The organism is Photorhabdus kayaii (assembly GCF_025384895.1).
GTDB lineage: Bacteria > Pseudomonadota > Gammaproteobacteria > Enterobacterales > Enterobacteriaceae > Photorhabdus > Photorhabdus kayaii.
In genome coordinates this window covers 64999-87804 of record NZ_JAJAFZ010000011.1, presented here as the reverse complement: position 1 = coordinate 87804, position 22806 = coordinate 64999, and the positions used below count along the sequence as shown (strand labels likewise).

At 42.3% G+C, this 22806-nt stretch carries 23 protein-coding genes; 14 read left to right on the top strand and 9 right to left on the bottom strand.

All coding sequences use genetic code 11. From position 1 onward, the window contains the following. Positions 1–2: 2 nt before the first annotated feature. Complete coding sequence (dapA, locus tag LGZ98_RS06595) at positions 3–902, bottom strand: 4-hydroxy-tetrahydrodipicolinate synthase (protein ID WP_113041053.1); 900 nt, start codon at positions 900–902, stop codon at positions 3–5. A gap of 258 nt (positions 903–1160) precedes the next feature. Here dapA and LGZ98_RS06590 point away from each other — a divergent pair, with 258 nt between their 5' ends. Both LGZ98_RS06590 and bcp read left to right on the top strand, forming a co-directional pair. Then, entirely contained in the window at positions 1161–1703 is a 543-nt protein-coding gene (locus tag LGZ98_RS06590) for a glycine cleavage system transcriptional repressor (protein WP_113041054.1), read from the top strand. A 26-nt stretch (positions 1704–1729) separates the two neighbouring features. Continuing rightward, entirely contained in the window at positions 1730–2200 is a 471-nt protein-coding gene (bcp, locus tag LGZ98_RS06585; RefSeq protein ID WP_113041055.1) for a thioredoxin-dependent thiol peroxidase, read from the top strand. Positions 2201–2326: 126 nt separating this feature from the next. Here the strand turns inward: bcp and LGZ98_RS06580 are convergent, their stop codons facing one another. Beyond that, positions 2327–3406, bottom strand: a complete 1080-nt coding sequence (locus LGZ98_RS06580) for an AI-2E family transporter (protein ID WP_262977852.1) — start codon at positions 3404–3406, stop codon at positions 2327–2329. Positions 3407–3533: 127 nt separating this feature from the next. Between LGZ98_RS06580 and bepA the strand changes: the two genes are divergently transcribed. Next, positions 3534–4997: a beta-barrel assembly-enhancing protease gene (gene bepA, locus LGZ98_RS06575; RefSeq protein ID WP_228900058.1), complete on the top strand. Its 1464-nt coding sequence runs from the start codon at positions 3534–3536 to the stop codon at positions 4995–4997. A gap of 9 nt (positions 4998–5006) precedes the next feature. Beyond that, a complete protein-coding gene (gene arsC / locus LGZ98_RS06570; RefSeq protein ID WP_262977851.1) occupies positions 5007–5363 on the top strand; it encodes an arsenate reductase (glutaredoxin) in 357 nt (118 codons plus the stop codon). 163 nt (positions 5364–5526) lie between these two features. Here arsC and hda read toward each other — a convergent pair whose 3' ends face one another. Both hda and LGZ98_RS06560 read right to left on the bottom strand, forming a co-directional pair. Next, complete coding sequence (gene hda / locus LGZ98_RS06565) at positions 5527–6234, bottom strand: DnaA inactivator Hda (RefSeq protein WP_113025619.1); 708 nt, start codon at positions 6232–6234, stop codon at positions 5527–5529. A gap of 307 nt (positions 6235–6541) precedes the next feature. Then, complete coding sequence (locus tag LGZ98_RS06560; RefSeq protein ID WP_262977850.1) at positions 6542–7174, bottom strand: hypothetical protein; 633 nt, start codon at positions 7172–7174, stop codon at positions 6542–6544. Between the two features lie 375 nt (positions 7175–7549). Between LGZ98_RS06560 and LGZ98_RS06555 the strand changes: the two genes are divergently transcribed. Genes LGZ98_RS06555 through LGZ98_RS06540 form a run of 4 tightly spaced genes read left to right on the top strand, consistent with a single transcriptional unit; the run spans position 7550 to position 10877 of the window. Then, positions 7550–7855 (top strand): PTS sugar transporter subunit IIB, encoded by a 306-nt coding sequence (locus LGZ98_RS06555; RefSeq protein ID WP_112877714.1) that lies wholly within the window; start codon positions 7550–7552, stop codon positions 7853–7855. A gap of 29 nt (positions 7856–7884) precedes the next feature. After that, complete coding sequence (locus LGZ98_RS06550) at positions 7885–9213, top strand: PTS sugar transporter subunit IIC (RefSeq protein WP_113041059.1); 1329 nt, start codon at positions 7885–7887, stop codon at positions 9211–9213. A gap of 18 nt (positions 9214–9231) precedes the next feature. Then, a complete protein-coding gene (locus LGZ98_RS06545; RefSeq protein ID WP_191214731.1) occupies positions 9232–9573 on the top strand; it encodes a PTS lactose/cellobiose transporter subunit IIA in 342 nt (113 codons plus the stop codon). Then, positions 9570–10877: a 6-phospho-beta-glucosidase gene (locus LGZ98_RS06540; protein WP_262977849.1), complete on the top strand. Its 1308-nt coding sequence runs from the start codon at positions 9570–9572 to the stop codon at positions 10875–10877. Before LGZ98_RS06545 ends, LGZ98_RS06540 begins: the two co-directional genes overlap by 4 nt. A 221-nt stretch (positions 10878–11098) precedes the next feature. Here LGZ98_RS06540 and uraA read toward each other — a convergent pair whose 3' ends face one another. Together uraA and upp are read right to left on the bottom strand one after the other, a co-directional pair. Further along, a complete protein-coding gene (gene uraA, locus LGZ98_RS06535) occupies positions 11099–12391 on the bottom strand; it encodes a uracil permease (RefSeq protein ID WP_262977848.1) in 1293 nt (430 codons plus the stop codon). Between the two features lie 68 nt (positions 12392–12459). Further along, entirely contained in the window at positions 12460–13086 is a 627-nt protein-coding gene (upp, locus tag LGZ98_RS06530; RefSeq protein ID WP_262977847.1) for a uracil phosphoribosyltransferase, read from the bottom strand. A gap of 226 nt (positions 13087–13312) precedes the next feature. Here upp and purM point away from each other — a divergent pair, with 226 nt between their 5' ends. From purM to ppx, 5 genes are all read left to right on the top strand, one after another. Beyond that, a complete protein-coding gene (purM, locus tag LGZ98_RS06525) occupies positions 13313–14353 on the top strand; it encodes a phosphoribosylformylglycinamidine cyclo-ligase (RefSeq protein WP_113041063.1) in 1041 nt (346 codons plus the stop codon). After that, positions 14350–14988, top strand: a complete 639-nt coding sequence (purN, locus tag LGZ98_RS06520; protein ID WP_113041064.1) for a phosphoribosylglycinamide formyltransferase — start codon at positions 14350–14352, stop codon at positions 14986–14988. The genes purM and purN overlap by 4 nt, the downstream gene beginning before the upstream one ends. 230 nt (positions 14989–15218) lie before the next feature. Further along, positions 15219–15788: a spermidine N1-acetyltransferase gene (gene speG, locus LGZ98_RS06515; RefSeq protein WP_113041065.1), complete on the top strand. Its 570-nt coding sequence runs from the start codon at positions 15219–15221 to the stop codon at positions 15786–15788. 63 nt (positions 15789–15851) lie between these two features. After that, complete coding sequence (gene ppk1, locus LGZ98_RS06510; RefSeq protein WP_113041066.1) at positions 15852–17921, top strand: polyphosphate kinase 1; 2070 nt, start codon at positions 15852–15854, stop codon at positions 17919–17921. 3 nt (positions 17922–17924) lie between these two features. Beyond that, on the top strand, positions 17925–19457 hold the full coding sequence (gene ppx, locus LGZ98_RS06505) for an exopolyphosphatase (protein ID WP_228900041.1): 1533 nt from the start codon (positions 17925–17927) through the stop codon (positions 19455–19457). A gap of 257 nt (positions 19458–19714) precedes the next feature. Here the strand turns inward: ppx and LGZ98_RS06500 are convergent, their stop codons facing one another. The 3 genes from LGZ98_RS06500 to LGZ98_RS06490 are packed head-to-tail and all read right to left on the bottom strand — an operon-like array spanning position 19715 to position 21957. Continuing rightward, positions 19715–20560 carry an EamA family transporter gene (locus LGZ98_RS06500; protein ID WP_228900038.1) on the bottom strand — a complete coding sequence of 282 codons (846 nt, stop codon included), beginning with the start codon at positions 20558–20560 and terminating at the stop codon, positions 19715–19717. Beyond that, positions 20511–20645, bottom strand: coding sequence for a hypothetical protein (locus LGZ98_RS06495; RefSeq protein WP_262977846.1), 135 nt, complete (start codon positions 20643–20645; stop codon positions 20511–20513). Before LGZ98_RS06495 ends, LGZ98_RS06500 begins: the two co-directional genes overlap by 50 nt. Next, positions 20629–21957, bottom strand: coding sequence for an ATP-grasp domain-containing protein (locus LGZ98_RS06490; protein WP_262977845.1), 1329 nt, complete (start codon positions 21955–21957; stop codon positions 20629–20631). Before LGZ98_RS06490 ends, LGZ98_RS06495 begins: the two co-directional genes overlap by 17 nt. A 450-nt stretch (positions 21958–22407) precedes the next feature. Here LGZ98_RS06490 and LGZ98_RS06485 point away from each other — a divergent pair, with 450 nt between their 5' ends. Continuing rightward, positions 22408–22806, top strand: coding sequence for a RidA family protein (locus LGZ98_RS06485; RefSeq protein WP_113041070.1), 399 nt, complete (start codon positions 22408–22410; stop codon positions 22804–22806).

Genomic DNA, 22806 nt, shown 5'->3' with positions numbered 1-22806 from the left:
TTTTACAATAATCCGGCCATTTTCAAGGCTTTTTCAACTGAGACTTTTCCTGCATCCGTCAATGGCGTCATCGGCAGACGCACGGTGTCATCAGCAATCAAACCCAATTTATGACATCCCCATTTAACTGGAATCGGGTTAGGTTCAACAAATAGCTGACGGTGTAATTCCATCAGACGGTTATTTAACTTACGCGCCTCTGCAAACTGGCCGTTTAATGCCAATTCACAAAACTTAGCAACATCAGGCGCTGCAATGTTTGCAGTAACCGAAATAACCCCTTTGCCACCAAGCTGAATAAAATCCAACCCACTTGTATCATCACCACTCAATAAAATGAAACTATCATCATTAACCAATTCTTGGATTTGACTAACGCGATTTAAGTTCCCTGTAGCTTCTTTAATTGCGACAATATTTTTAATCTTCGCCAAACGCGCTACAGTTGATGGCAGCAGATCACACCCGGTACGAGAAGGCACATTATACAAAATTTGTGGTAAATCCGTATTTTCAGCAATCGTTTTGAAATGCTGATATAAACCTTCCTGCGACGGCTTATTATAATAAGGCGTTACCGTTAGGCAACCAACAACGCCACTGTTTTCAAAACGTTTCGTTAGGGATATTGCCTCAGCAGTCGCATTTGCACCTGTTCCGGCAATAACCGGAATACGCCCATCAGCCAATTCTACGGTTGTCAAAACAACATCACCGTGTTCATCATGACTTAATGTGGCAGATTCTCCGGTTGTCCCTACCGAGACTATCGCTGATGTCCCACTAGCAACATGGTAATCGATTAACTTTTTCAAACTGGCCTTATCAACCTGACCACTCGCATCCATTGGTGTTACCAGCGCAACAATGCTACCTGTAAATTCAAATCTCCCGCTAGACATTACATAACCCCCTATACAAACAAGAGTTCCATGGTACTTTTTAGTCATTCAGAAGGAAACTATTTAACACAGGATTTCAATGAATTTTGTTAATACCAGATAACCTCTGTTAAAAAGAAGTGATAACCAAAGTAATTTATTGAAATTCAATGATAGAGCATGGGAATACAATAGAACAACTTTGATGCAATTGACCTTGGCAGCATAGCCTTTTTATGTTTACCTTAACGAAACCACAGCAGAGAAGGAAAAGTGACTTTGCCACAATCAGAACAACATTTTCTCGTTATAACCGCTTTAGGTGCTGACCGTTCTGGTATCGTCAACACCATTACTCGTCTTGTGAGTGAGTGTGGTTGTAATATTGAAGACAGCCGATTAGCCATGTTTGGCGAGGAATTCACCTTCATTATGCTACTTTCCGGTAGTTGGAATGCTATCACAATGATTGAATCCTCACTGCCACAGAAAGGGGCCGAGCTCGATCTTCTTATCGTAATGAAACGCACAAAGTGCGATACCCACACAACATTTCCTTCCACGGTTTCCGTTAAAGTTGATGTTGATGATTCACCCGGTATTGTTGAGCAGTTTACCAATCTGTTTACTACACAGGATTTTAATATTGCTGAACTGGTATCAAAAACACATCCACCAGAAGGCGATACCCCTGCTCGGTTGCAGATCCAGATTACCGCCCACAGCCTGGAGGATGACGGCATAATTATTAAGCAGGCGTTTAATAAGCTATGTACAGATCTAAATGCACAAGGCAGTATTAGTATTCTTGAACCACTTTAGTTGAAAGATTAAACGGAGAATACGGGATGAACCCATTGAAAGCCGGTGATAAGGCCCCTCAGTTCAGCCTTCCTGACCAAGATGGAGAAACAATCAATTTATCTGATTTCGAAGGCCAGCGTGTTTTAGTCTATTTTTACCCTAAAGCAATGACTCCTGGTTGTACTGTACAAGCCTGTGGTCTGCGCGATGAAATGGATACATTAAAGGAATCAGGTGTTGAAGTGCTAGGCATTAGCACAGATAACCCAAGTAAATTGTCACGCTTTGTGGAGAAAGAAATGCTGAACTTCACATTGTTGTCCGACGAGGATCACCAAGTTGCTGAACAGTTTGGTGTCTGGGGCAAGAAACAATTTATGGGAAAAACCTACGATGGTATCCACCGTATCAGTTTCCTGATTGATACCAACGGTAATATTGAGCACGTTTTTGATAAATTTAAGACCAGTGATCACCACCAAATCGTGGTGGATTATCTGAAACTGCACCCTTAAATAGAAAATGACTCAAAATTTAATCACGCTCATTTAACAGCTCAGGATGCCAGGGGCAAGTACGGGAGGGATATCACCAACCCGTGCTTCCTCTAATAACGGGTACCCGCATCATTAAAAATAAATTTACTCTTTCATTTCATCGTCTTCTATTATAACTATATCTTCCGGCCAGGCTTGGATCACCGCTTTAATCAGCGTCGCCAGCGGAATAGCAAAAAATATGCCCCAAAATCCCCACAAACCACCAAAAGTAATCACAGAAAGAATGATTACCAACGGGTGCAAGTTTACGGCTTCAGAGAATAAAATCGGCACCAGCAAGTTACCATCCAGCCCCTGAACAACCAAATAGGCAATAATCAAAGTCCAGAAATCTGTTCCGATTCCCCATTGAAATAGCGCAACCAGTACAACAGGAATCGTGACAATCAACGCACCCACATAAGGAATTAACACTGACAGACCAACCAAAACAGAAAGCAGCAATGAATAATCCAATCCAAGAAATGCAAACACCGCGTAGGTACAAATACCGACGATCACCATCTCGGTGACTTTACCCCGAATATAGTTAGTGATTTGCTGGTTCATCTCGCGCCATACCTGCCCGGCCAAAATGCGGTTACGTGGCAGGACCCGTTGCAATGCTTGCAACATCTGGTTTTTATCTTTTAGCAAGAAAAAGGCCATCAGTGGCACAAGAATCAGATAGATAGCCAGCGTTAACAAACCAATCAGTGAAGCCACCGAAAATTTCACTACAGACTCTCCGGCAGTTGAAATCTTACTGCGCAAATTTTCGGCCATCATATCAATGATGCCAGCATCAACCAAAGCCGGATAACGGGCTGGTAATGTCTGGGCATATTCATTAAACCGATTAATCATATTGGGTATATCTGACAACAGATTAATTCCCTGCTGCCATACAGTTGGCGCCACAATCAAGATGACCAACAAACTAATACTGGAAAAAATAATCAGCACAATACAAACAGCCACTGTGCGCGAACATCCCAGTCTTTCAAGTTTAGCCGTTGGCCATTCCAACAAATAGGCAAGAACAATCGCCACCAGCAAAGGTGTCAAAATGCCATGTAAGAAATAAATAATGCAAAACCCTGCCAACAAGATGACAAATAACGCAATAACTTGCGGATCAGTAAACCGACGGCGATACCACTGTATAATCATATCCAGCATTGACCAGGCTCCTTGATAGCAATATTCATATTTCTATTTTTCTTAAAAATTGATTAATTTTAAGGTACCCTTGTTTATCATACACGCATTATCTAAAACGATGGTCAAATGAGAGCATTTTTGTTTTATGAAAATAATGTCTAATCAATCTCTGACAGCAATATTAATCAGTACATTGTTGCTAACAAGCTCCCCTGTTCTCAGCGCCTCCATTGAAGATTCATTGCCGGATATCGGTACCACGGCAGGTTCAATCCTGAGCATCAATCAGGAACTGGCAATGGGCGATTTCTACGTTCGCCAGATGCGTGACAACGCTCCGCTGATTTATGACCCATTATTGACACAATACATTAATGCCCTTGGACAAAGGTTAGTGGCTCATGCAGACTCAGTTAAAACGCCTTTCCATTTCTATCTGATTGATAACCCGAATATCAATGCTTATGCTTTCTTTGGCGGTAATGTAGTACTCCATGCTGCACTTTTTCGTTATAGCCGTAATGAAAGCGAGCTTGCCTCCGTAATGGCTCACGAAATTTCCCACGTTACTCAACGCCACCTGGCACGAATGATGGAAGATCAGCAACGTACAGCACCGCTAGCCTGGGCAGGTACGTTGGGTTCTATTCTTTTGCTAATGGCTAGCCCACAAGCAGGGATGGCAGCCCTCAGCGGCACTATTGCCGGTATACAACAAGGCATGATCAGTTTTACTCAATCCAATGAACAAGAAGCTGATCGTATTGGCATGCAGACATTACGCAAAGCTGGCTTTGATCCTCAAGGTATGCCAGATTTTATGCAAATCATGGTAGATCAAACCCGTTACAGTTCTAAGCCACCAGAAATGTTACTCACTCACCCGTTACCTGACAGCCGCCTTGCTGATGCACGTAACCGCGCTAATCAATACCCGGCCCAGAACATTCCACAATCTCAAGATTTTCTGTTCGCCAGAGTTCGTGTTATGGGCATGTACACCACCGAGCAACGCGGCTATCTTGAGCAAATTTTAGAAAATTATCGAAGAGGCACAGCTAAAGAGCAACTTGCCGCCGCTTATGGCCGGGCAATCTTGCTTTCTCAAGATAAAAAATACACTGAGGCACGGGCTATTCTGGAACCACTGTTAGCAAAACAACCGGATAATGTCTGGTTCATTGACACAATGACTGATATCGACATTGAACAGAACCGAATTGCTCAGGCTATCACCCGGTTACAGAACGCTTTGCAGAAACAAAAGGACAATTTGGTATTGCAAATCAATCTCGCTAATGCACTTATTCACGCAAAACAATATCAACAGGCTTTAAAACTGCTTCATCGCTATACCTTCAATAATCCAGATGATCCCAACGGTTGGCACCTGATAGCCGAAGCTGCCGCCAAACAAGGAAAACGCCATGAAGAATTATCAGCACATGCTGAAGAAATGGCACTTCGCGGTCAGTTTGACAATGCCATCAAATACCTCAGTAGTGCCAGCGCACTCGTAAAATTAGGCAGCTACGATCAAGCACGTTATGATGCTCGTATCGATCAATTACGCCAGCTACAACAGCGTTACAGTCAATACAAACGTTAAGGAATTCTCATGCAACAGGTGACGATTTATCATAATCCCCGCTGCTCCAAAAGCCGTGAAACTTTGGCTCTTATTGAAGAACGGGGAATTAAACCACAGATTATTCTCTATCTGGAGGCTCCTCTCGCTGTAGAGCAATTATCTGTTCTGCTAGAACAGCTTGGTTTTCATGATGCACGCCAATTGATGAGAACGAAAGAAGAGCTATACAAAGAGTTGAATCTGGCTGATGAAAAACTCAGTCAGCATGATTTACTAAAAGCGATGATTGCCAATCCTAAACTGATTGAACGCCCGATCGTAGTTTGCGGTGATAAAGCTAGGCTTGGGCGCCCACCGGAAAAAGTAAAAGAACTTCTTGATTGATAAGAATATACCCAATGGATTTCAAGATGGATCGCGACGGCAAGGGAGCGAATCCCCGGGAGCATAGATAACGATGTGACCGGGGTGAGTGAGTGCAGCCAACAAAGAGGCAACTTGAAAGATAACGGGTATAGATGTGATGATGGTGACACCACCATCATCTTCAAAGGTACAAAATATCCTTCACAAATGGAATCGTCAGCTTGCGCTGGGCCACTATCGAAGCGTGATCTAACTGATTCAATGCCATAAACAAAGTCCGCATTTCTCTGTCTAATCTTTTCAGTAAAAAGCGCCCTACATCTTCTGGCAATTCAAAGCCGCGTAACTTCGCTCGCAATTGCAAGGCTTGTAATTTCTCATCATCAGAAAGCGGTTGTAATTTATAAATTTGCCCCCAATCCAGACGAGAAGCCAAATCAGGTAACTTAAGATTAATCTGGCGAGGTGGGCGATCGCCGCTAATAAGCAAACATGTGCGACCGATCTCTAGAATACGATTATAAAGATTGAAGATTGCCATTTCCCACTCTTCATCACCAGCAATACTCTCAATATTATCAATACAAACCAGTGATAAGTGTTCCATGCCATCAAGCACTTCAGGGATAAAATAAGCACGTTTATCCAGCGGAACATAACCCACAGCTTCATCTTTCAGGGACAATTCAGCACAGGCGGCATGCAACAAATGACTTCGGCCCCCACTGTCACGGGACCAAAAATAAATATAGCTGCCATGCGGCTGATTAATGGCCAATTTGATTGCAGCTAACAAGGTGGCATTTTCCCCCGGAAAGAAACTGGCAAAAGTTTCATCATCGGGAAGATACAAAGGTAACGAAAGCTGCGATGGCGTGTTCAGAAGCACCTCAAACAGAGCTGGTAATAAACGCCAACAAGTTTATCACAGAAAATAGTTGTAAATGAACTGTATAGGTAAATAATAAAAAAACTATTTTTAGGATTCAATAGGTTAAACCCTTTTCAGGCTCATACGCGCATAATATTTCGTCATAACACAGAACGGACCGCAAACTCCTATAAAATATTCCTCATGTAAGAACAGGAAAATTTAAGTTTTCAGTCCTATGTTATTTAAGAATTATGTTATTCAAGAACTATATTATTCAAGAAAAAGCCATCAGATAGTGAGTTTTATTCATTCTTAGCAGAGATCAATGTAATAGCTCTTTACTGATAACAAAAAGGCGATGGTAGTGATAATCCTTATCATGACCCCAGCAATAATTAGCCCAGGTTACATAAAAGTCATCCCATGAGGTAATCAAGTTCAGTGGACGCTCTTCTTTGGTGCCATCAGAAACATATACATGATAGCCATTAATACTGATAGCCCAAGCAATCATACGCTCCCAAAACCTACGTCCATCTAGCGTTTGCTCACTGTCAGATACAATAATGGAATATCGTTCAAGGAAAAACTTAAAAAACTCTTGTGGCAAGCCTCTCACTGCTCCGTCATGTTGAGGAAGGACTGTACGCCGCACAAGTATCTGTGTGCATGTTTTTTTTGATGGAACAATATGTTCCATAAATTCGAGCTTTACCGCATAAACCGTCTCCGGCATATCTACATCAGTCACCAATCTATATTGATTGCCAGAAACAGATGTCAGTAAACGGTAACCATATGGAGTAACCAATCCAGGCAACGAAAAGTCTTTCACCCCGCGTTCAATGAAAGCCTGAGTGTGTTCTACATTTTTCTCTGTCATGTTAAGTTTGATATCGAAATCTGCTTCTGGGATTAATACTGGCATTTTTTCTTTCACTTTATAATCATTCATCATTTCCTCCAGCGGTTGTCGGAGCACTTCTGACAAAAAACCGAAACCTTTAATTCCATAACTAAAATTTTCACACTAATACCCTATGGATTTCAAGATGCATCGCGGCGGCAAGGGAGCGAATCCCCGGGAGCATAGATAACTATGTGACCGGGGTGAGTGAGTGCAGCCAACAAAGAGGCAACTTGAAAGATGACGGGTATATACAATACAAACGAAGATCACATCCCATCCCTATTCCTTAAACTATTCTTGATTAATATGCGAACAAAATCGCAACATATTTAACATAAGTTGCTAGTCTTAATAAAAAGTGAAAGTTCTCAGCAACCACTTATCCCATAAGAAACGATATAACAAACTGGAGATTGAACAATGAAAAAAATCCTATTGTGTTGTGCGGCCGGTATGTCCACCAGCATGCTGGTACAACGCATGCAGGCAGAAGTGATAAAACGGGCATTGGACATTGAGATCAAGGCTGTTCCCACGGTTGAATTAGAACACATGATAGCCGACGCTGACGTTGTTTTACTCGGCCCACAGGTGAGGTATCAATTAGCCCATTTTTCCGCTATCGCCAAACCACTTGGTAAACCAATAGACGTTATTGACATGATGGATTATGGCACTCTTCGTGGTGATAAGGTTCTCGATAAGGCATTAAGCCTGTTGGAATAAGCAATTTCATCATCACGCGGAGTACCCTCATGAGTCTCTATACCTCTTTTATGCGTGTTTTAGAAAACCACATTATCCCATTTGCCGGGCGAATCGGTAACCAGCGGCATATTACAGCAATGCGTGACGGCTTTATCTCAGCCATGCCATTTTTGATCATCGGCAGCATAATGTTAATTGTGGCAAACCCACCCTTCGATTTACAGACTGCATCCTCATTCGGCCAAGCTTGGTTGTCCTTTGCCAAAACTCACTGGGACACCATCACAATGCCTTACTTTATGACGATGGGATTAATGAGTGTCTTTGTTTCGGTCGGTACCGCCTACAGTTTAGCTAAATCCTACGGTCTGGACGGGTTAACTTCGGCTTTACTGTCACTAATGGCGTTTTTGCTAGCAGCAGCACCACAAATAGAAAACAAAATAGCACTCGATTTCCTTGGTGGCACAGGTGTATTTACCGCATTAATTTGCGCTATCTGGTCAGTTGAATTAACGCGTTTACTAAAAAAATATAACATCACCATTCGAATGCCAACACAAGTGCCACCAGCAATCGCCCGTTCTTTTGAACTTCTGTACCCAGTTATAGGTATCTTGCTGACAGTTTATCCCGTCAGCTTGCTATTACAGAGTGAATTCAATCTACTTATTCCCGCAGCCATAATGCAGATGTTCCACCCACTCATTTCTGTCGGTGATACTCTGCCTGCCATTATATTGGCACTACTCATTTCTAACCTACTGTGGTTTGCCGGTATTCATGGCGCTAATATTGTCACTGGCTTGATGGCCCCTATTTTTATGGCAAATATTGCTGCCAATGCAACATTAATGGCTCAAGGTACTGCTACAACACACATTTTTACTGACCCTTACTGGTCGTTTTATATCTGTATTGGTGGCTCTGGTTCTACACTGGTTCTGGCGATTCTTTATCTGCGCAGCCGTTCTATACATTTGCGTACTATCGGAAAACTGAGCGTGGTTCCGTCCATATTCAATATTAACGAACCACTACTGTTTGGCTCACCGATTGTGATGAATCCAACCTTATTCATTCCATTACTGGTTGTGCCATTGGTCAATGCAGTATTGTCCTACAGCGCCCTGCATCTTGACCTGGTGCATAAAATGGTCGCCATTTCGCCCTGGACTACACCGGCGCCATTCGGCGCAATGATTTCCGCCGCCTGGGATTATCGTGCGGCAGTGCTAGTGATCATACTCACGATAATCGACCTCTTTATCTGGTATCCCTTCTTCAAAATTTATGAAAAACAGTTGGTCAACGAAGAAGATAAACAGCGAGAAAACACAGCATCCACTGGTGTAGAAACTCAATCCCAACCCTAATTTTCGGAGGCTTTACACATGGATTTAGAAAAAACGATTGATTTAGAAAAAACGATTGTAGAACTGCTGGTTCATGCTGGAAGCGCACGCAGTCATGCACTAATGGCATTACAACATGCCAGAAACGGTGACTTTCAAACAGCACAAACACTGATGGCAGAATCCCAGCAGGCAATCAAAGAAGCACACACGATTCAAACTACCCTCATCGGATTGGATGAAGGCTGCGGTAAATTACCTGTCAATCTCATCACCGTCCATGCGCAAGATCATTTAATGAACGCAATGGTTATTCAAGATCTTGCCAGCGATATGATTGAACTCTATCGCCGAATACCATCGCAAGAGGAAAAGATATGAAACGAATCAAAATAGCCGTTATTGGTGGCGGTAGCAGCTACACACCTGAATTAGTCGAAGGGCTTATTCAACACCAAAAAAACATTCCATTATCTGAACTGGCATTGGTTGACATTGACAGTGGAAAACAGAAAGTAGAAATTATCGCCGCGCTTACTCGCCGTATGTTAGCTCGTCACGGCATGGAATACGTTATTGTCAGCATCCATTTCACACCCGATAACGCCATTCGCGGCGCCAATTTTATTTTAACTCAACTGCGTGTCGGCCAGCTTCCGGCTCGCGCCGCGGACGAGCGTCTGGGGCTAAAATATGGCTTGATCGGTCAGGAAACTACCGGCGTAGGCGGCTTTGCCAAAGCATTACGTACCATCCCCGTTTTGCTGGATATTGCCCATAAAGTTGAAAAACTTGCACCAGACGCGTGGATTATTAACTTCACCAATCCAGCCGGGATCGTTACCGAAGCGATTTCCCGCTATAGCAAAGCAAAAATTATCGGCCTATGTAATGTCCCGGTCACAATGCATCACATGATAGCTAATATGCTACAATGCCCTTATCAGGATGTGCAGTTACGCTTTGCCGGGCTGAATCATATGGTCTGGGTACATCAAGTACTGGTTGCAGGTCAGGATAAAACTCAACAGGTACTTGATATGCTATGCAATGGTGCAGTCTTAACCATGAATAATATTCAAGAGGCGCCCTGGCCTCCACCACTGCTCAAGGCTCTAGGCGCGATACCCTGCCCTTATCATCGCTACTTCTACCAAGCCCGCAATATGTTACAGGAAGAGCGCGAGGCTGCATTCGAACAAGGCACACGAGCAGAACAAGTCATGAAAGTAGAACAGGAACTATTTGAACTGTATGCTGATCCAGAACTCGATCACAAGCCAGAACAACTCAGTTTCCGCGGTGGTGCATTCTATTCTGAGGTTGCACTGGATCTGATTTGCGCCATTCATAACAATCTCGATAGCCAATTGGTCGTCAATACCACAAACCACGGTGCTATTCGAGGTTTACCGGACGATGCTGTCATTGAAACCAACTGTATTATTAATGCAGAAGGCGCCCACCCGCTGACGTTCGGCCGCCTGCCTGACAGTATGTATGCTCTGACACAACAGATAAAAACCTATGAACGCTTAACGATCAAAGCAGCGATTCATGGCGATCGCAATGCTGCACTGTTGGCACTGATCACCAACCCACTGGTTGCCGATATAGACATTGCTTCACCACTATTGGATGACATATTAACGATAAACCGTGATTATCTGCCGCAATTCCAATGAATAAGCGGTACCTGATGAGTTAATTTGAAATCAGAACAAGCATAAAATTAAAGCGATATCTGCTATTTCTGACTAATAGATATCGCTAACTAACTTTGTAACCTCGGTGGCGAACATTTACTTTCCTGCCTCCCTTACGAATAAAATAATGACCATCATCCCCGCCTCTTCATAATGAAAACTACTCAAAGCGGGGAAATCAGCCCAAGTTTATTACCCCATTATTTACCGTGCTTAACAGATTCAACGGAAGATTCAATATATCGTTCTTCGGGACGGAAAACCGTGACCAGACGGAAAATCAAACTCATACCGATACCTACGATCGTTGCCAGCGCCATGCCTTTAAGTTCAGCAACACCGATATTAATTTTCGCCCCACTGACGCCAATGATAAGAATCACGGAAGTCAGGATAAGATTTTGTGCTTTGTTGTAATCTACTTTTGAATCAATCAGCACTCGAATACCTGACGCGCCAATAACGCCATAAAGCAACAGCGAGACACCTCCCATGACCGGAATCGGCACGGCCTGAATTGCTGCCGCCAATTTACCGACGCAGGAGAGCAAAATCGCCAGCACCGCAGCACCACCAATAACCCAGGTACTGTAAACTTTGGTAATTGCCATGACACCAATATTCTCGCCATAAGTTGTATTTGGCGTTGAACCAAAGAAACCGGAAATCACGGTTGAAAAACCATTTGCAAACATAGAACGGTGCAAACCCGGCTCTTTTAGCAAATCTTTCTTCACAATATTCGCCGTTACAACTAAATGACCAACATGTTCAGCTATGACAACCAGCGCCGCAGGCAAGATAGTCATAATAGCGAACCATTCAAAACGTGGTGTATAAAAAGTTGGCAATGCAAACCACGGCGCTTCACGTACCGGCGTCAGATCAACTACGCCCATCAGGAACGCCAACGCATAACCTACCAATACGCCAATAAGAATCGGGATGATAGCCAAGAATCCACGGAACATAACTGAACCAAGAACGGTTACCGCCAGTGTTACCAGAGAAATGGTCAATGTTGTTGAATCAACATCGGCACCTTCCGCCGGACGCAAACCTGCCATATCAGCCGCAACACCGGCAAGTTCCAGACCGATAACAGCAACAATCGCCCCCATTGCCGCAGGTGGAAACAGCGCATTAATCCAACTTCGCCCTGCCACCTTAACAATCAGTGAAACCAGACAAAACAGCACGCCACATATAATAAAACCACCCAAAGCTAATTCATATCCCAGAGGCAACAACAATAAGACCGGTGAAATAAAAGCAAAGCTCGATCCCAAATACGCCGGAACCTTTCCTTTGCAAATCACCAGATACAACAATGTACCGATACCATTAAATAGCAGAACTGTCGCTGGGTTGATTTTAAACAAAATCGGCACCAATACCGTCGCACCAAACATAGCAAAAAGATGCTGGAAGCTGAGTGGAATGGTCTGTAAAAAAGGAGGCCGCTCATCTACCCCAATAATGCGACGGGTCATCTTATTTATCCTCTTAATATTATCGCGTCAGAACCAAAAAAAAGCCGACTCAAAAGTCGGCTAACTTATTATTTCGTACCAAATATTTTATCGCCTGCATCCCCCAAGCCAGGAACAATGTATCCCTGTTCATTGAGTCTCTCATCAATAGAAGCTGTATACAGTTCCACATCAGGATGGGCTTTTTCCAACGCGGCAATACCTTCAGGAGCAGCCACCAAAACTAGCACTTTAATCGACTGGCAGCCTGCTTTTTTCAGTAAATCGATAGTTGCAATCATGGAACCACCGGTTGCCAACATGGGGTCAACCACCAGCGCCATACGTTCATTAATATTGGAAGCCAATTTCTGAAAATAAGGGACAGGTTCTAAGGTTTCTTCATTACGATAAACCCCTACGACGCTGATCCGGGCACTAGGAACATTCTCCAATACACCATCCATCATCCCCAATCCCGCACGCAGAATAGGTACGACGGTTATTTTTTTACCTTTAATCTGCTCAACTGCTACTGGGCCACACCAGCCATCAATAGTGACTTTTTCTGTTTCTAAATCAGAAGTTGCTTCATAAGTCAGAAGGCTTCCAATTTCTGCGGCCAGTTCACGGAAGCGTTTGGTGCTGATATCATGCGCTCGCATCAGGCCGAGTTTATGTTTAACAAGTGGGTGATTCACCTCAACGATCTTCATGGACCTCTCCTACTGTATGTCATGTCGCCAGCAGACAAAAAAACGGCGAGATTATACCGTCTTTTACCCATAACACCACTACCAATCCGTTGATTTTCATTAAACATAGCCCTAATTGCCGCGAACTAAGATCCTAAATAAGAGTCTCGCAAACGTTTGCTTAGACTGTTAGAATTGTTACTATTCTGTCTTAATTTATCAAACGCAACCGCCTTGGGGGCTTCGAGTGACCAACAAAACCTCTCTCAGTTATAAAGATGCCGGTGTCGATATCGACGCCGGTAATGCCTTAGTCAACCGTATTAAAGGTGTTGTAAAACAGACCCGTCGCCCAGAAGTTATGGGCGGTTTAGGTGGGTTTGGCGCTTTATGTGCATTACCACAAAAATACCGTGAGCCAATTCTGGTTTCTGGTACTGATGGTGTCGGCACCAAGTTGCGTCTGGCAATGGATCTCAAACGCCATGACACTATTGGCATTGACTTAGTTGCAATGTGTGTCAATGACCTGGTTGTTCAAGGTGCGGAACCCCTGTTTTTCCTTGATTACTATGCAACCGGGAAACTGGATGTTGATACGGCTGCCAGCGTTATCAGCGGTATCGCAGAAGGCTGTCAATTATCCGGCTGTGCTCTGGTTGGTGGTGAAACCGCAGAAATGCCGGGGATGTACCACGGTGAAGATTATGATGTTGCCGGCTTCTGCGTTGGCGTGGTTGAAAAATCAGAAATTATCGATGGCAGTAAAGTTCAGGCGGGTGATGCCTTGATTGCCCTCGCCGCCAGTGGCCCTCACTCAAACGGCTATTCTCTGATACGTAAAATTCTGGCCGTCAACAACACCGATCCAGAAGCAACAGAGCTTGAAGGTAAATCATTGGCAGATCACCTACTCGCCCCGACAAAAATTTATGTGAAATCCCTTTTATCCTTGATTGAACAGGTTGATATTCACGCTATTGCTCATCTAACCGGTGGCGGTTTCTGGGAGAATATTCCGCGTGTTCTGCCTGAAAATACCCAAGCACAGATTAACGAATCCAGTTGGCAATGGCCGGCCATATTTAACTGGCTGCAACAGACAGGCAATGTCAGCCGTCATGAAATGTACCGTACATTCAACTGTGGTGTTGGAATGGTGATTGCATTACCACCAACAGCCGTTGAACACGCGATTGAATTACTCACTACGGCCGGTGAAAAAGCCTGGCAAATCGGCACTATCGCGACACTGAAAGAGGGTGAACAACAGGTCGTCATTAAATGAAAAATATCGTTGTACTCATCTCTGGCAGTGGCAGTAATCTCCAGGCGGTGATTGACGCCTGCCAGCAGAACAGAATCAATGGGCAGGTTTGCGCGGTATTGAGTAATAGCGCAAACGCTTACGGTCTGTTACGCGCTCAACAGGCGGATATTCCCACCCATGTTATTAGCCCGAAAAACTATGCAGATCGTCAGGCTTATGATGAAGCGCTAAAACACGTGATTGATCAGTATCAACCAGATTTGCTGGTCCTCGCGGGTTATATGCGTATTCTGACGCCAGACTTTGTTCAGCACTATCTTGGCCGCCTGTTAAATATTCATCCTTCTCTGTTACCCAAATATCCTGGTCTGCATACTCACCGCAAAGCGATAGCGAATGGAGATACAGAACACGGCACTTCCGTCCATTTTGTGACAGAAGAGTTGGATGGCGGCCCGGTGATCTTGCAAGCTAAAGTTCCTATTTTTGCCGATGATCAGGAAAATGAGGTTGTTAAACGGGTTCAGACTCAGGAACACAACATCTATCCATTAGTTATCAACTGGTTTATCGAAGGGCGCCTAAGTATGGTTAATGGCAAAGCGTATCTGGATGGAAAGATCCTCCCTCCAGAAGGCTATGCCGCAGAATAATCTATTTAAACCCTATGGATTTCAAGATGGATCGCGACGGCAAGGGAGTGAATCCCCGGGAGCATAGGCAACTATGTGACCGGGGTGAGCGAGTGCAGCCAACAAAGAGGCAACTTGAAAGATAACGGGTATATTAACGGCTAATTACAGTGCTGTGGTAACATACCCGGCACTGCGAACTATATTAATTATGTTCCTTTTTTATTAAAAACATAACATTGAGGTGTCAAATGTCTGGTGGTTCTCATACTCCACCTGTTAGGTTACGTCCCCTTGAGCGGGAAGATCTGCCTTTTATCCATCAATTAGATAACAATGCTAGCGTCATGCGTTACTGGTTCGAAGAACCTTATGAAGCTTTCGTTGAACTGAGCGATCTCTATGACAAACATATTCACGATCAGAGCGAGCGCCGGTTTATTATCGCAAGTTCTGACGCCAAAGTTGGTTTGGTTGAATTAGTCGAAATCGACTATATCCACCGCCGGTCAGAATTTCAGATTATTATCGATCCCGCCTATCAGGGCCAAGGCCATGCAACCAAAGCGGCAAAACTGGCAATGGAATATGCATTTTCCGTACTTAATCTGTATAAACTCTACCTGATTGTTGATAAAGAGAATGTCAAGGCCATTCACATCTATAATAAACTAGGTTTCTATACTGAGGGCGAATTAATAGACGAATTCTTTATTAATGGCAGTTACCGCACCGCCATTCGCATGTGCGTTTTCCAACATCAATATTTTGCATCTAAGGAAGATGAAAAAATGAGTCAGCAGATACTGACGATAAGATAGCGACAAACGACGCCCCGTCGTATTCAAAGTTTCAATACTTTTACCTCAACACCTGGAGTAACCATGTCCCAAGACAGGCTCTATACCGAGAAAGAACTGAGTTGGTTATCATTCAACGAACGTGTGCTTCAAGAAGCAGCGGATAAGAGCAATCCATTAATAGAACGGATGCGGTTTCTTGGTATTTACTCCAATAATCTGGATGAATTTTACAAAGTCCGTTTTGCTGATGTGAAACGGCGAATATTAATCAATGAAGAACGAGGATCGGCCACCAGCGCTCGAAATGTATTGAAAAAAATTCAAGCTAAAGTGGCTAAAACCGATCAAGAATTTGATGTGCTCTATAATGAATTGCTACTAGAAATAGCTCGCAATCAAATTTTTCTCATCAATGAACGACAAATTTCACCAAATCAACAAATCTGGTTACGTCAATATTTTCGTCAACATCTGCGGCCACACATTACGCCAATTCTGATCAATCCAGAAACCAACCTGGTTGAATTTCTAAAAGATGACTACACTTATCTGGCAGTTGAAATTGTCCACGGCCAGAATATTCAATATGCACTATTGGAAATTCCGTCAGATAAGGTGCCACGTTTTGTTAACTTGCCGCCTGAAATGCCACACCGCCGCAAGTCAATGATCCTGCTAGACAATATTATGCGTTATTGTCTTGATGAAATTTTCAAAGGCTTTTTCGATTATGATTCACTGAACGCCTATTCAATGAAAATGACCCGTGATTCTGAATATGATTTAGCAACAGAGATGGAATCAAGCTTGCTCGAACTCATGTCATCCACGCTGAAACAACGGCTGACAGCGGAACCAGTAAGATTCGTTTATCAACGAGAAATGCCAGATGAAATGGTGGGGTTACTGCGTAGCAAACTTGGCTTGTCAAACAATGACTCGGTGATTGCCGGCGGACGCTATCACAATTTTAAAGATTTCATTAAATTCCCCAATGAGGGGAAGAGAAACCTACTCAATAAACCTTTACCGAGATTACGGCACACTTGGTTTGATAATTTCCGCAATGGTTTTGATGCGATTCGTGAACAAGATGTGCTGCTCTATTATCCCTATCACACCTTTGAACATGTGCTGGAATTATTACGTCAGGCTTCTTTCGATCCAAGTGTACTTTCCATCAAGATCAATATTTATCGGGTAGCAAAAGACTCCCGCATTATTGATTCCATGATCCATGCTGCCCATAACGGTAAAAAAGTGACCGTCGTGGTTGAATTACAGGCTCGATTTGATGAAGAAGCCAATATTCATTGGGCCAAACGGCTAACCGAAGCGGGTGTACATGTTATTTTCTCAGCACCGGGACTAAAAATTCACGCAAAACTGTTTTTTATTTCCCGTCTGGAAGGTGAAGAAATTGTTCGCTATGCCCATATTGGTACCGGCAATTTTAATGAAAAAACCGCTCGCCTCTACACCGACTACTCCTTGCTGACAGCAAATCCCAAAATTACTAACGAAGTGCGCCGGGTATTCAACTTTATTGAGAATCCTTACCGCCCGGTCAAATTTGAAAACCTGATGGTTTCGCCGCAAAATTCCCGCGCAATGCTCAACCAGCTTATTTCACAGGAAATCGCCAATGTCAGAGCGAATAAGCCCGCAGGTATTACGTTAAAGATCAATAACCTGGTTGATAAAGAGCTGGTGGACCGCCTATATGACGCTTCGGAGGCAGGGGTAAAAATACGCCTACTGATACGTGGTATGTGCTCACTGGTGCCCAACCAGCCAGGATTTAGCGAAAATATTCAGATCACCAGTATCGTTGACCGTTTTCTCGAACATGATCGGGTTTACGTATTCACTAATGACGGCGACGAAAAAGTCTTTCTCTCGTCTGCTGATTGGATGACCCGTAATATCGACTACCGAATTGAAGTTGCGGTTTGCCTGCTTGATCCACAATTAAAACAACGGGTACTGGACATTCTCGAATTACAATTCAACGATACGGTAAAAGCCCGTTACGTCGATAAAGAACTGAGCAATAGTTACGTGCCACGGGGTAATAAGCGGAAAATCCGGGCACAACTCGCTATTTATGACTATATAAAAGCCCTCGAACAACCTGAACCAAGAGCTTAATTTATGCCGCTAACACATGACAAGCCGACGCCCAGACCAATAGAAATTGCGGCTATTGATCTGGGTTCAAACAGTTTTCATATGATTATTGCCCGAATTGTTAACGACGCCTTTCAGATTTTAGGTCGCTTAAAACAACGGGTCCATCTTGCCGACGGTCTTGATAACAACAATCAATTAAGCGAAGAAGCAATAACACGCGGTCTTGCCTGTCTGGCTTTATTTGCTGAACGGTTACAAGGCTTTCCTGCTGATAACGTTTGTCTGGTGGGCACTCACAGCTTACGTGAAGCCAGCAATGCCAAAGAATTTATCAAACGTGCTAAAGACGTTATCCCCTACCCGATTGAAATTATTTCCGGCCATGAAGAAGCTCGTCTGATCTATATGGGGGTAGAACATACACAACCAGAAAAAAACCGTAAACTGGTGATTGATATTGGCGGCGGCTCCACTGAATTGGTCATTGGGGAAAATTTTGAACCATTATTAGTAGAAAGCCGCCGAATGGGATGCATTAGTTTCGCCCACCAATTCTTTCCCGATGACGAAATTAGCGCAGAAAAATTCCGTCGAGCGCGGCTTGAAGCTGCACAAAAATTGGAAAATCTCTCGTGGCAGTACCGCATCACTGGCTGGAATTCAGCGCTTGGGGCATCCGGGACCATTAAAGCGGTGTATGAAGTGCTGGTCGCAATGGGGGAAAAGGACGGATTAATCACCCCTGAACGGCTGGAGATGTTGGTCAAAGAAATACTCAAATTCAAGAAATTAAAAACCTTCGACTTACCCGGACTATCGGATGATCGTAAACACTTTTTTATTCCTGGTTTGGCTATCTTATGCGGTATATTCGATGCCCTGCATATAAAAGCATTACAACTCTCAGATGGCGCACTACGTGAAGGCGTTTTATATGAAATGGAAGGCCGTTTCCGTCATCAAGATATCCGCCAGAGAACCGCAAGAAGCCTGGTTGAACACTATAATATCGACAGAGAACAGGCAAAGCGTGTACTTCATACGACTGAAACACTTTACCAACAGTGGGCAATCCAGAACCCTAAACTAGTGCAACCTCAACTCGAAGCGATTTTACACTGGGCGGCAATGTTACACGAAGTTGGATTAAGTATTAACTTAAGCGGATTACAGCGACACTCTGCCTATATTCTGCAAAACACCAACTTACCCGGCTTTAATCAAGAACAACAATTACTGCTGGCAACCTTGGTTCGCTGTCATCGTAAGACAATAAAACTGGATGATTTACCAAGATTCAATTTATTCAAGAAAAAACAGTATCTGCCATTAATTCAAATCCTGCGTCTGGCAACTTTACTCAATAATCAACGCCAATCCACAACCATTCCTGAATCACTCAGACTGGTTACTGATGATAGTCATTGGGCGCTCTACCTGCCTTACAATTATTTATCAGAAAACACCCTGATGCAGCTTGATCTGGAAAAAGAGCAAGGTTACTGGCATAACGTTGCGGGTTGGCAATTAGAAATAGCCGAGGAATCAATATAAAGATATCAGACAATGAAAAAAAAGAAGCGATCTCAGATAATTAAATTGGTTTTACTTATCAGCTTTCTGATTTTATTTGGCCGTTTCATTTACTCATCCATAGCGGCATTAGAACATCATCAGCAAAATAAAAAGGTCATAATAGAGAAAAGCGAAAATCATCAGATGAAATAATCAACTTAGTGCTGATTATTATTAATCAATATCATACCTCACTATTTCCCCGAATCCTTCGGGGAAACAAGCTATTATCAATGTCATAATTTCAAAAGAATGACACCGGTTATTATTATCACAATACCAATCCACTGAATTCGACTCAACCGTTCTCCGCGAATAAAAAAGCCTAATAAAGCGGTAACTCCACTTGCCAATGAACTCAGAACAGTAACAACGGCAACATGTCCCGTTGCAGAACCATAAGCTAATGAAGCAAACCCGATCAGACTAAAGAAACTAATTGAAAAAACCAGAGAGATAATTGAAATCGGCGGTAATGATAAGTTTCCTTTTTTTAATAGCGTGAGAAATAAAACAACCACAGCGGTTAAATAGTAAACCCATAATGCATTGATAACACCCAGATCTCTAACAGCAAATTCCCCTTGCAACCAGAAGCCTAAACCAAACATCAGTGAAGACAAAAGTGCAAAGACAATTGAACCGGATGATTCTCGTTGTCCATCTTTTGATTTCGGTATACTGGTTAGACAGGCCCCAACAACACAAATAAATAGACTAAACAAAACCAAAGCGGTCATTGGTTTCCCATTTATCAGTGACAAAATCGTGGTAATAGCACCATAAAGCGAAACAATCGGCGCGACAATCGAGGCTTTGCCGATTGATAATGCTTTAAGCAGAAACACCATTGCCATTAAATTGCAAACCGAAGCAACAACACAGATGGTCAGTTGAAAAAAGTTTGCATTAACAAACGACATCTCAAAATAAAAAAACAGCAACAACGATAAAACAAAAAAACCAAATAGCTGACTGTAGAATAAAGATTTAGCAACGCCGACTTTTCTTGCGACTTGCCCTGCCAAAAAATCAGTACTCCCCCAACACAATGCTGAAATCAACCCCATCAGAATAGCCATAGTGATAATCTCTTATTAATTTATTTTTATACCCGTCATCTTTCAAGTTGCCTCTTTGTTGGCTGCACTCACTCACCCCGGTCACATAGTTCTCTATGCTCCCGGGAATTCGTTACCTTGCCGTCGCGATCGATCTTGAAATCCATAGGGTATAACTGAACGCTATTAGCAATACGTGTCGCATTTTCCATCGCTTCCTCACAACTATTACCATAAGCCAGAACATAACCGACAATAGAACCAAAATTTTTATTTTTTGATGAATTTTTACTTTTCGATGAACTTTGATTATTTAACGAAATAGTAAAAGGCGTTTTTTTAAACCCTGCGGAAATGAAATAAGGGATATCAGTATCTATTCTAATATCATTGACAACCCCCTCACCACGATAAAAAACAAATGCATCAGCGACAAATGGATAAACTATTTCCGACGCTGGTGATATAGAGCTTTCGATACCACAAACAAAATCGACCAAGTATTTGACCATATTAATCCCAGAGGTCATGAAGATCTGTTGAGCCGCTCTGGCACCCGCTATGCGCAAATTGATTTCAACTAATACGGGCCCACGAGAGGTATAAATAAATTCTACATTTATTGCACCACCCCGTAATCCCAACGCGGCTACCCACTCCTTAACAAACTTACAAGCCATTGCAAACTCAAATTCAGACAATTCAGCAGGATGAGATAAGCCGATCATACACAGGTCATCATCAGGAGAAACGAAAATTCTATTGATACCAATTAAATGCCATTCATCATGACTATAAATTAATTCTGCCCCATAAAAATTTCCTTGCAGGAACTCTTCTATCAAGAACTCTTCATTAACTTTACCGAGCATTGACATTGTGCCATTAGATGAAATTTCTGCAACCACATGGTGGTAATCATCTTGAGATTTACAAAGTGATACCCCATAAGCCCCCGCATCACGAAGTGGCTTAATTACAAACGGAAAAGGAACCTTAGGATTTTCTGGAATATTATTATAAGAAAAAACCTCGTAAGCAGGTTGCTCATAACCATGTTGTGCTAAGATATCCCTGACATTCTTCTTACTAAATGCATTCCTCAAACCATCTATATCCGGGTGAGGTAAACCGAATTCTAACGCTACTTCAGACGCCACAATCATAAAATCATCATAGCAACCTAAAATTGCAGCAACAGGAATACGGTTATCTTTAATTAAATTAATGATATCTGTACTATTTCTCGTATCAACATAATAAATATTATCAAATAATTCCTTTCTTAAATCATCATATAATCCTTTATTCATTGATTCCATTGAAGTCAATAACACAGGAGAAAATCCCAAATCTCTAATATAATCAATTGCCGAACATTCAACCGGTCTTGCTTCAATAAAAATAAAAACACGCATATCTACCCCATCGTTAGTTGATATTTATTAATTTATGACACTTTCTTCATTCCTGAAATCATCTAATTTTACTTAATAATAAAAAATTTCATTAAAATTAAGACAACCTAATTATCATGTATAGTTCCAACTAAGATGACTTTCAAATAAAAAAACCGCCAGAATACAACCAGATTCAGCTCTTTAATACATAACCAATTAAATAATAAAAAGAATTTTTTCATAAAAATAATTTTTCCGCCAAGATAAAATAGTTATTCATTTTTAAAATAAAAAAACAATCAATTATTCTATTTTAATAAAAAATTTTATTTGACATAACAGACTTTATATACTTTTATTAATACTACATTGATTTACGGATATTTTTTAGTTAACGGAATAAATTGTTTAAATTAATTTATTGTTCCCAAATCTTCTTCTTATATATTTTCATTTATAGGAGTATTTATGTCATCTCATGAAATTAAAAAAACAGTATTTAGCCCCTCTCCGTGGGAAAATAAAATGGGATACTCAAGAGGAAAAAGAGTTGGTAATCAGATATTTATTGCAGGATGTGTCGCTTCAGATGGTGATGGAAATGTTATGGGGGAAAATGCTTACGAGCAAACTCTATTTATCATAGAAAAAATTGAGAAATATTTAAAAGAGCTTGATGCAGAACTGACTGACGTTGTCAGCACAGTAACACATTTAACAGACTTCCAACATTTTGATGATTACTGTCGAGCATTTAATGAAAAATTTGGCGATATACGCCCGGTCAATACGACTATTGCCGTTAAATCGATGGTAAAACCAGAACATTACGTTGAAATTACAACTATTGCTATCGATAGCAAATAG

Excerpts from the sequence above, each read along its gene's own strand:
- dapA (WP_113041053.1), bottom strand. The coding sequence starts at position 902 with ATGTCTAGCGGGAGATTTGAATTTACAGGTAGCATTGTTGCGCTGGTA.
- bcp (WP_113041055.1), top strand. The coding sequence starts at position 1,730 with ATGAACCCATTGAAAGCCGGTGATAAGGCCCCTCAGTTCAGCCTTCCT.
- LGZ98_RS06580 (WP_262977852.1), bottom strand. The coding sequence starts at position 3,406 with ATGCTGGATATGATTATACAGTGGTATCGCCGTCGGTTTACTGATCCG.
- bepA (WP_228900058.1), top strand. The coding sequence starts at position 3,534 with ATGAAAATAATGTCTAATCAATCTCTGACAGCAATATTAATCAGTACA.
- arsC (WP_262977851.1), top strand. The coding sequence starts at position 5,007 with ATGCAACAGGTGACGATTTATCATAATCCCCGCTGCTCCAAAAGCCGT.
- LGZ98_RS06560 (WP_262977850.1), bottom strand. The coding sequence starts at position 7,174 with ATGAATGATTATAAAGTGAAAGAAAAAATGCCAGTATTAATCCCAGAA.
- LGZ98_RS06555 (WP_112877714.1), top strand. The coding sequence starts at position 7,550 with ATGAAAAAAATCCTATTGTGTTGTGCGGCCGGTATGTCCACCAGCATG.
- LGZ98_RS06550 (WP_113041059.1), top strand. The coding sequence starts at position 7,885 with ATGAGTCTCTATACCTCTTTTATGCGTGTTTTAGAAAACCACATTATC.
- LGZ98_RS06545 (WP_191214731.1), top strand. The coding sequence starts at position 9,232 with ATGGATTTAGAAAAAACGATTGATTTAGAAAAAACGATTGTAGAACTG.
- LGZ98_RS06540 (WP_262977849.1), top strand. The coding sequence starts at position 9,570 with ATGAAACGAATCAAAATAGCCGTTATTGGTGGCGGTAGCAGCTACACA.
- uraA (WP_262977848.1), bottom strand. The coding sequence starts at position 12,391 with ATGACCCGTCGCATTATTGGGGTAGATGAGCGGCCTCCTTTTTTACAG.
- upp (WP_262977847.1), bottom strand. The coding sequence starts at position 13,086 with ATGAAGATCGTTGAGGTGAATCACCCACTTGTTAAACATAAACTCGGC.
- purN (WP_113041064.1), top strand. The coding sequence starts at position 14,350 with ATGAAAAATATCGTTGTACTCATCTCTGGCAGTGGCAGTAATCTCCAG.
- speG (WP_113041065.1), top strand. The coding sequence starts at position 15,219 with ATGTCTGGTGGTTCTCATACTCCACCTGTTAGGTTACGTCCCCTTGAG.
- ppk1 (WP_113041066.1), top strand. The coding sequence starts at position 15,852 with ATGTCCCAAGACAGGCTCTATACCGAGAAAGAACTGAGTTGGTTATCA.
- ppx (WP_228900041.1), top strand. The coding sequence starts at position 17,925 with ATGCCGCTAACACATGACAAGCCGACGCCCAGACCAATAGAAATTGCG.
- LGZ98_RS06500 (WP_228900038.1), bottom strand. The coding sequence starts at position 20,560 with ATGGCTATTCTGATGGGGTTGATTTCAGCATTGTGTTGGGGGAGTACT.
- LGZ98_RS06490 (WP_262977845.1), bottom strand. The coding sequence starts at position 21,957 with ATGCGTGTTTTTATTTTTATTGAAGCAAGACCGGTTGAATGTTCGGCA.
- LGZ98_RS06485 (WP_113041070.1), top strand. The coding sequence starts at position 22,408 with ATGTCATCTCATGAAATTAAAAAAACAGTATTTAGCCCCTCTCCGTGG.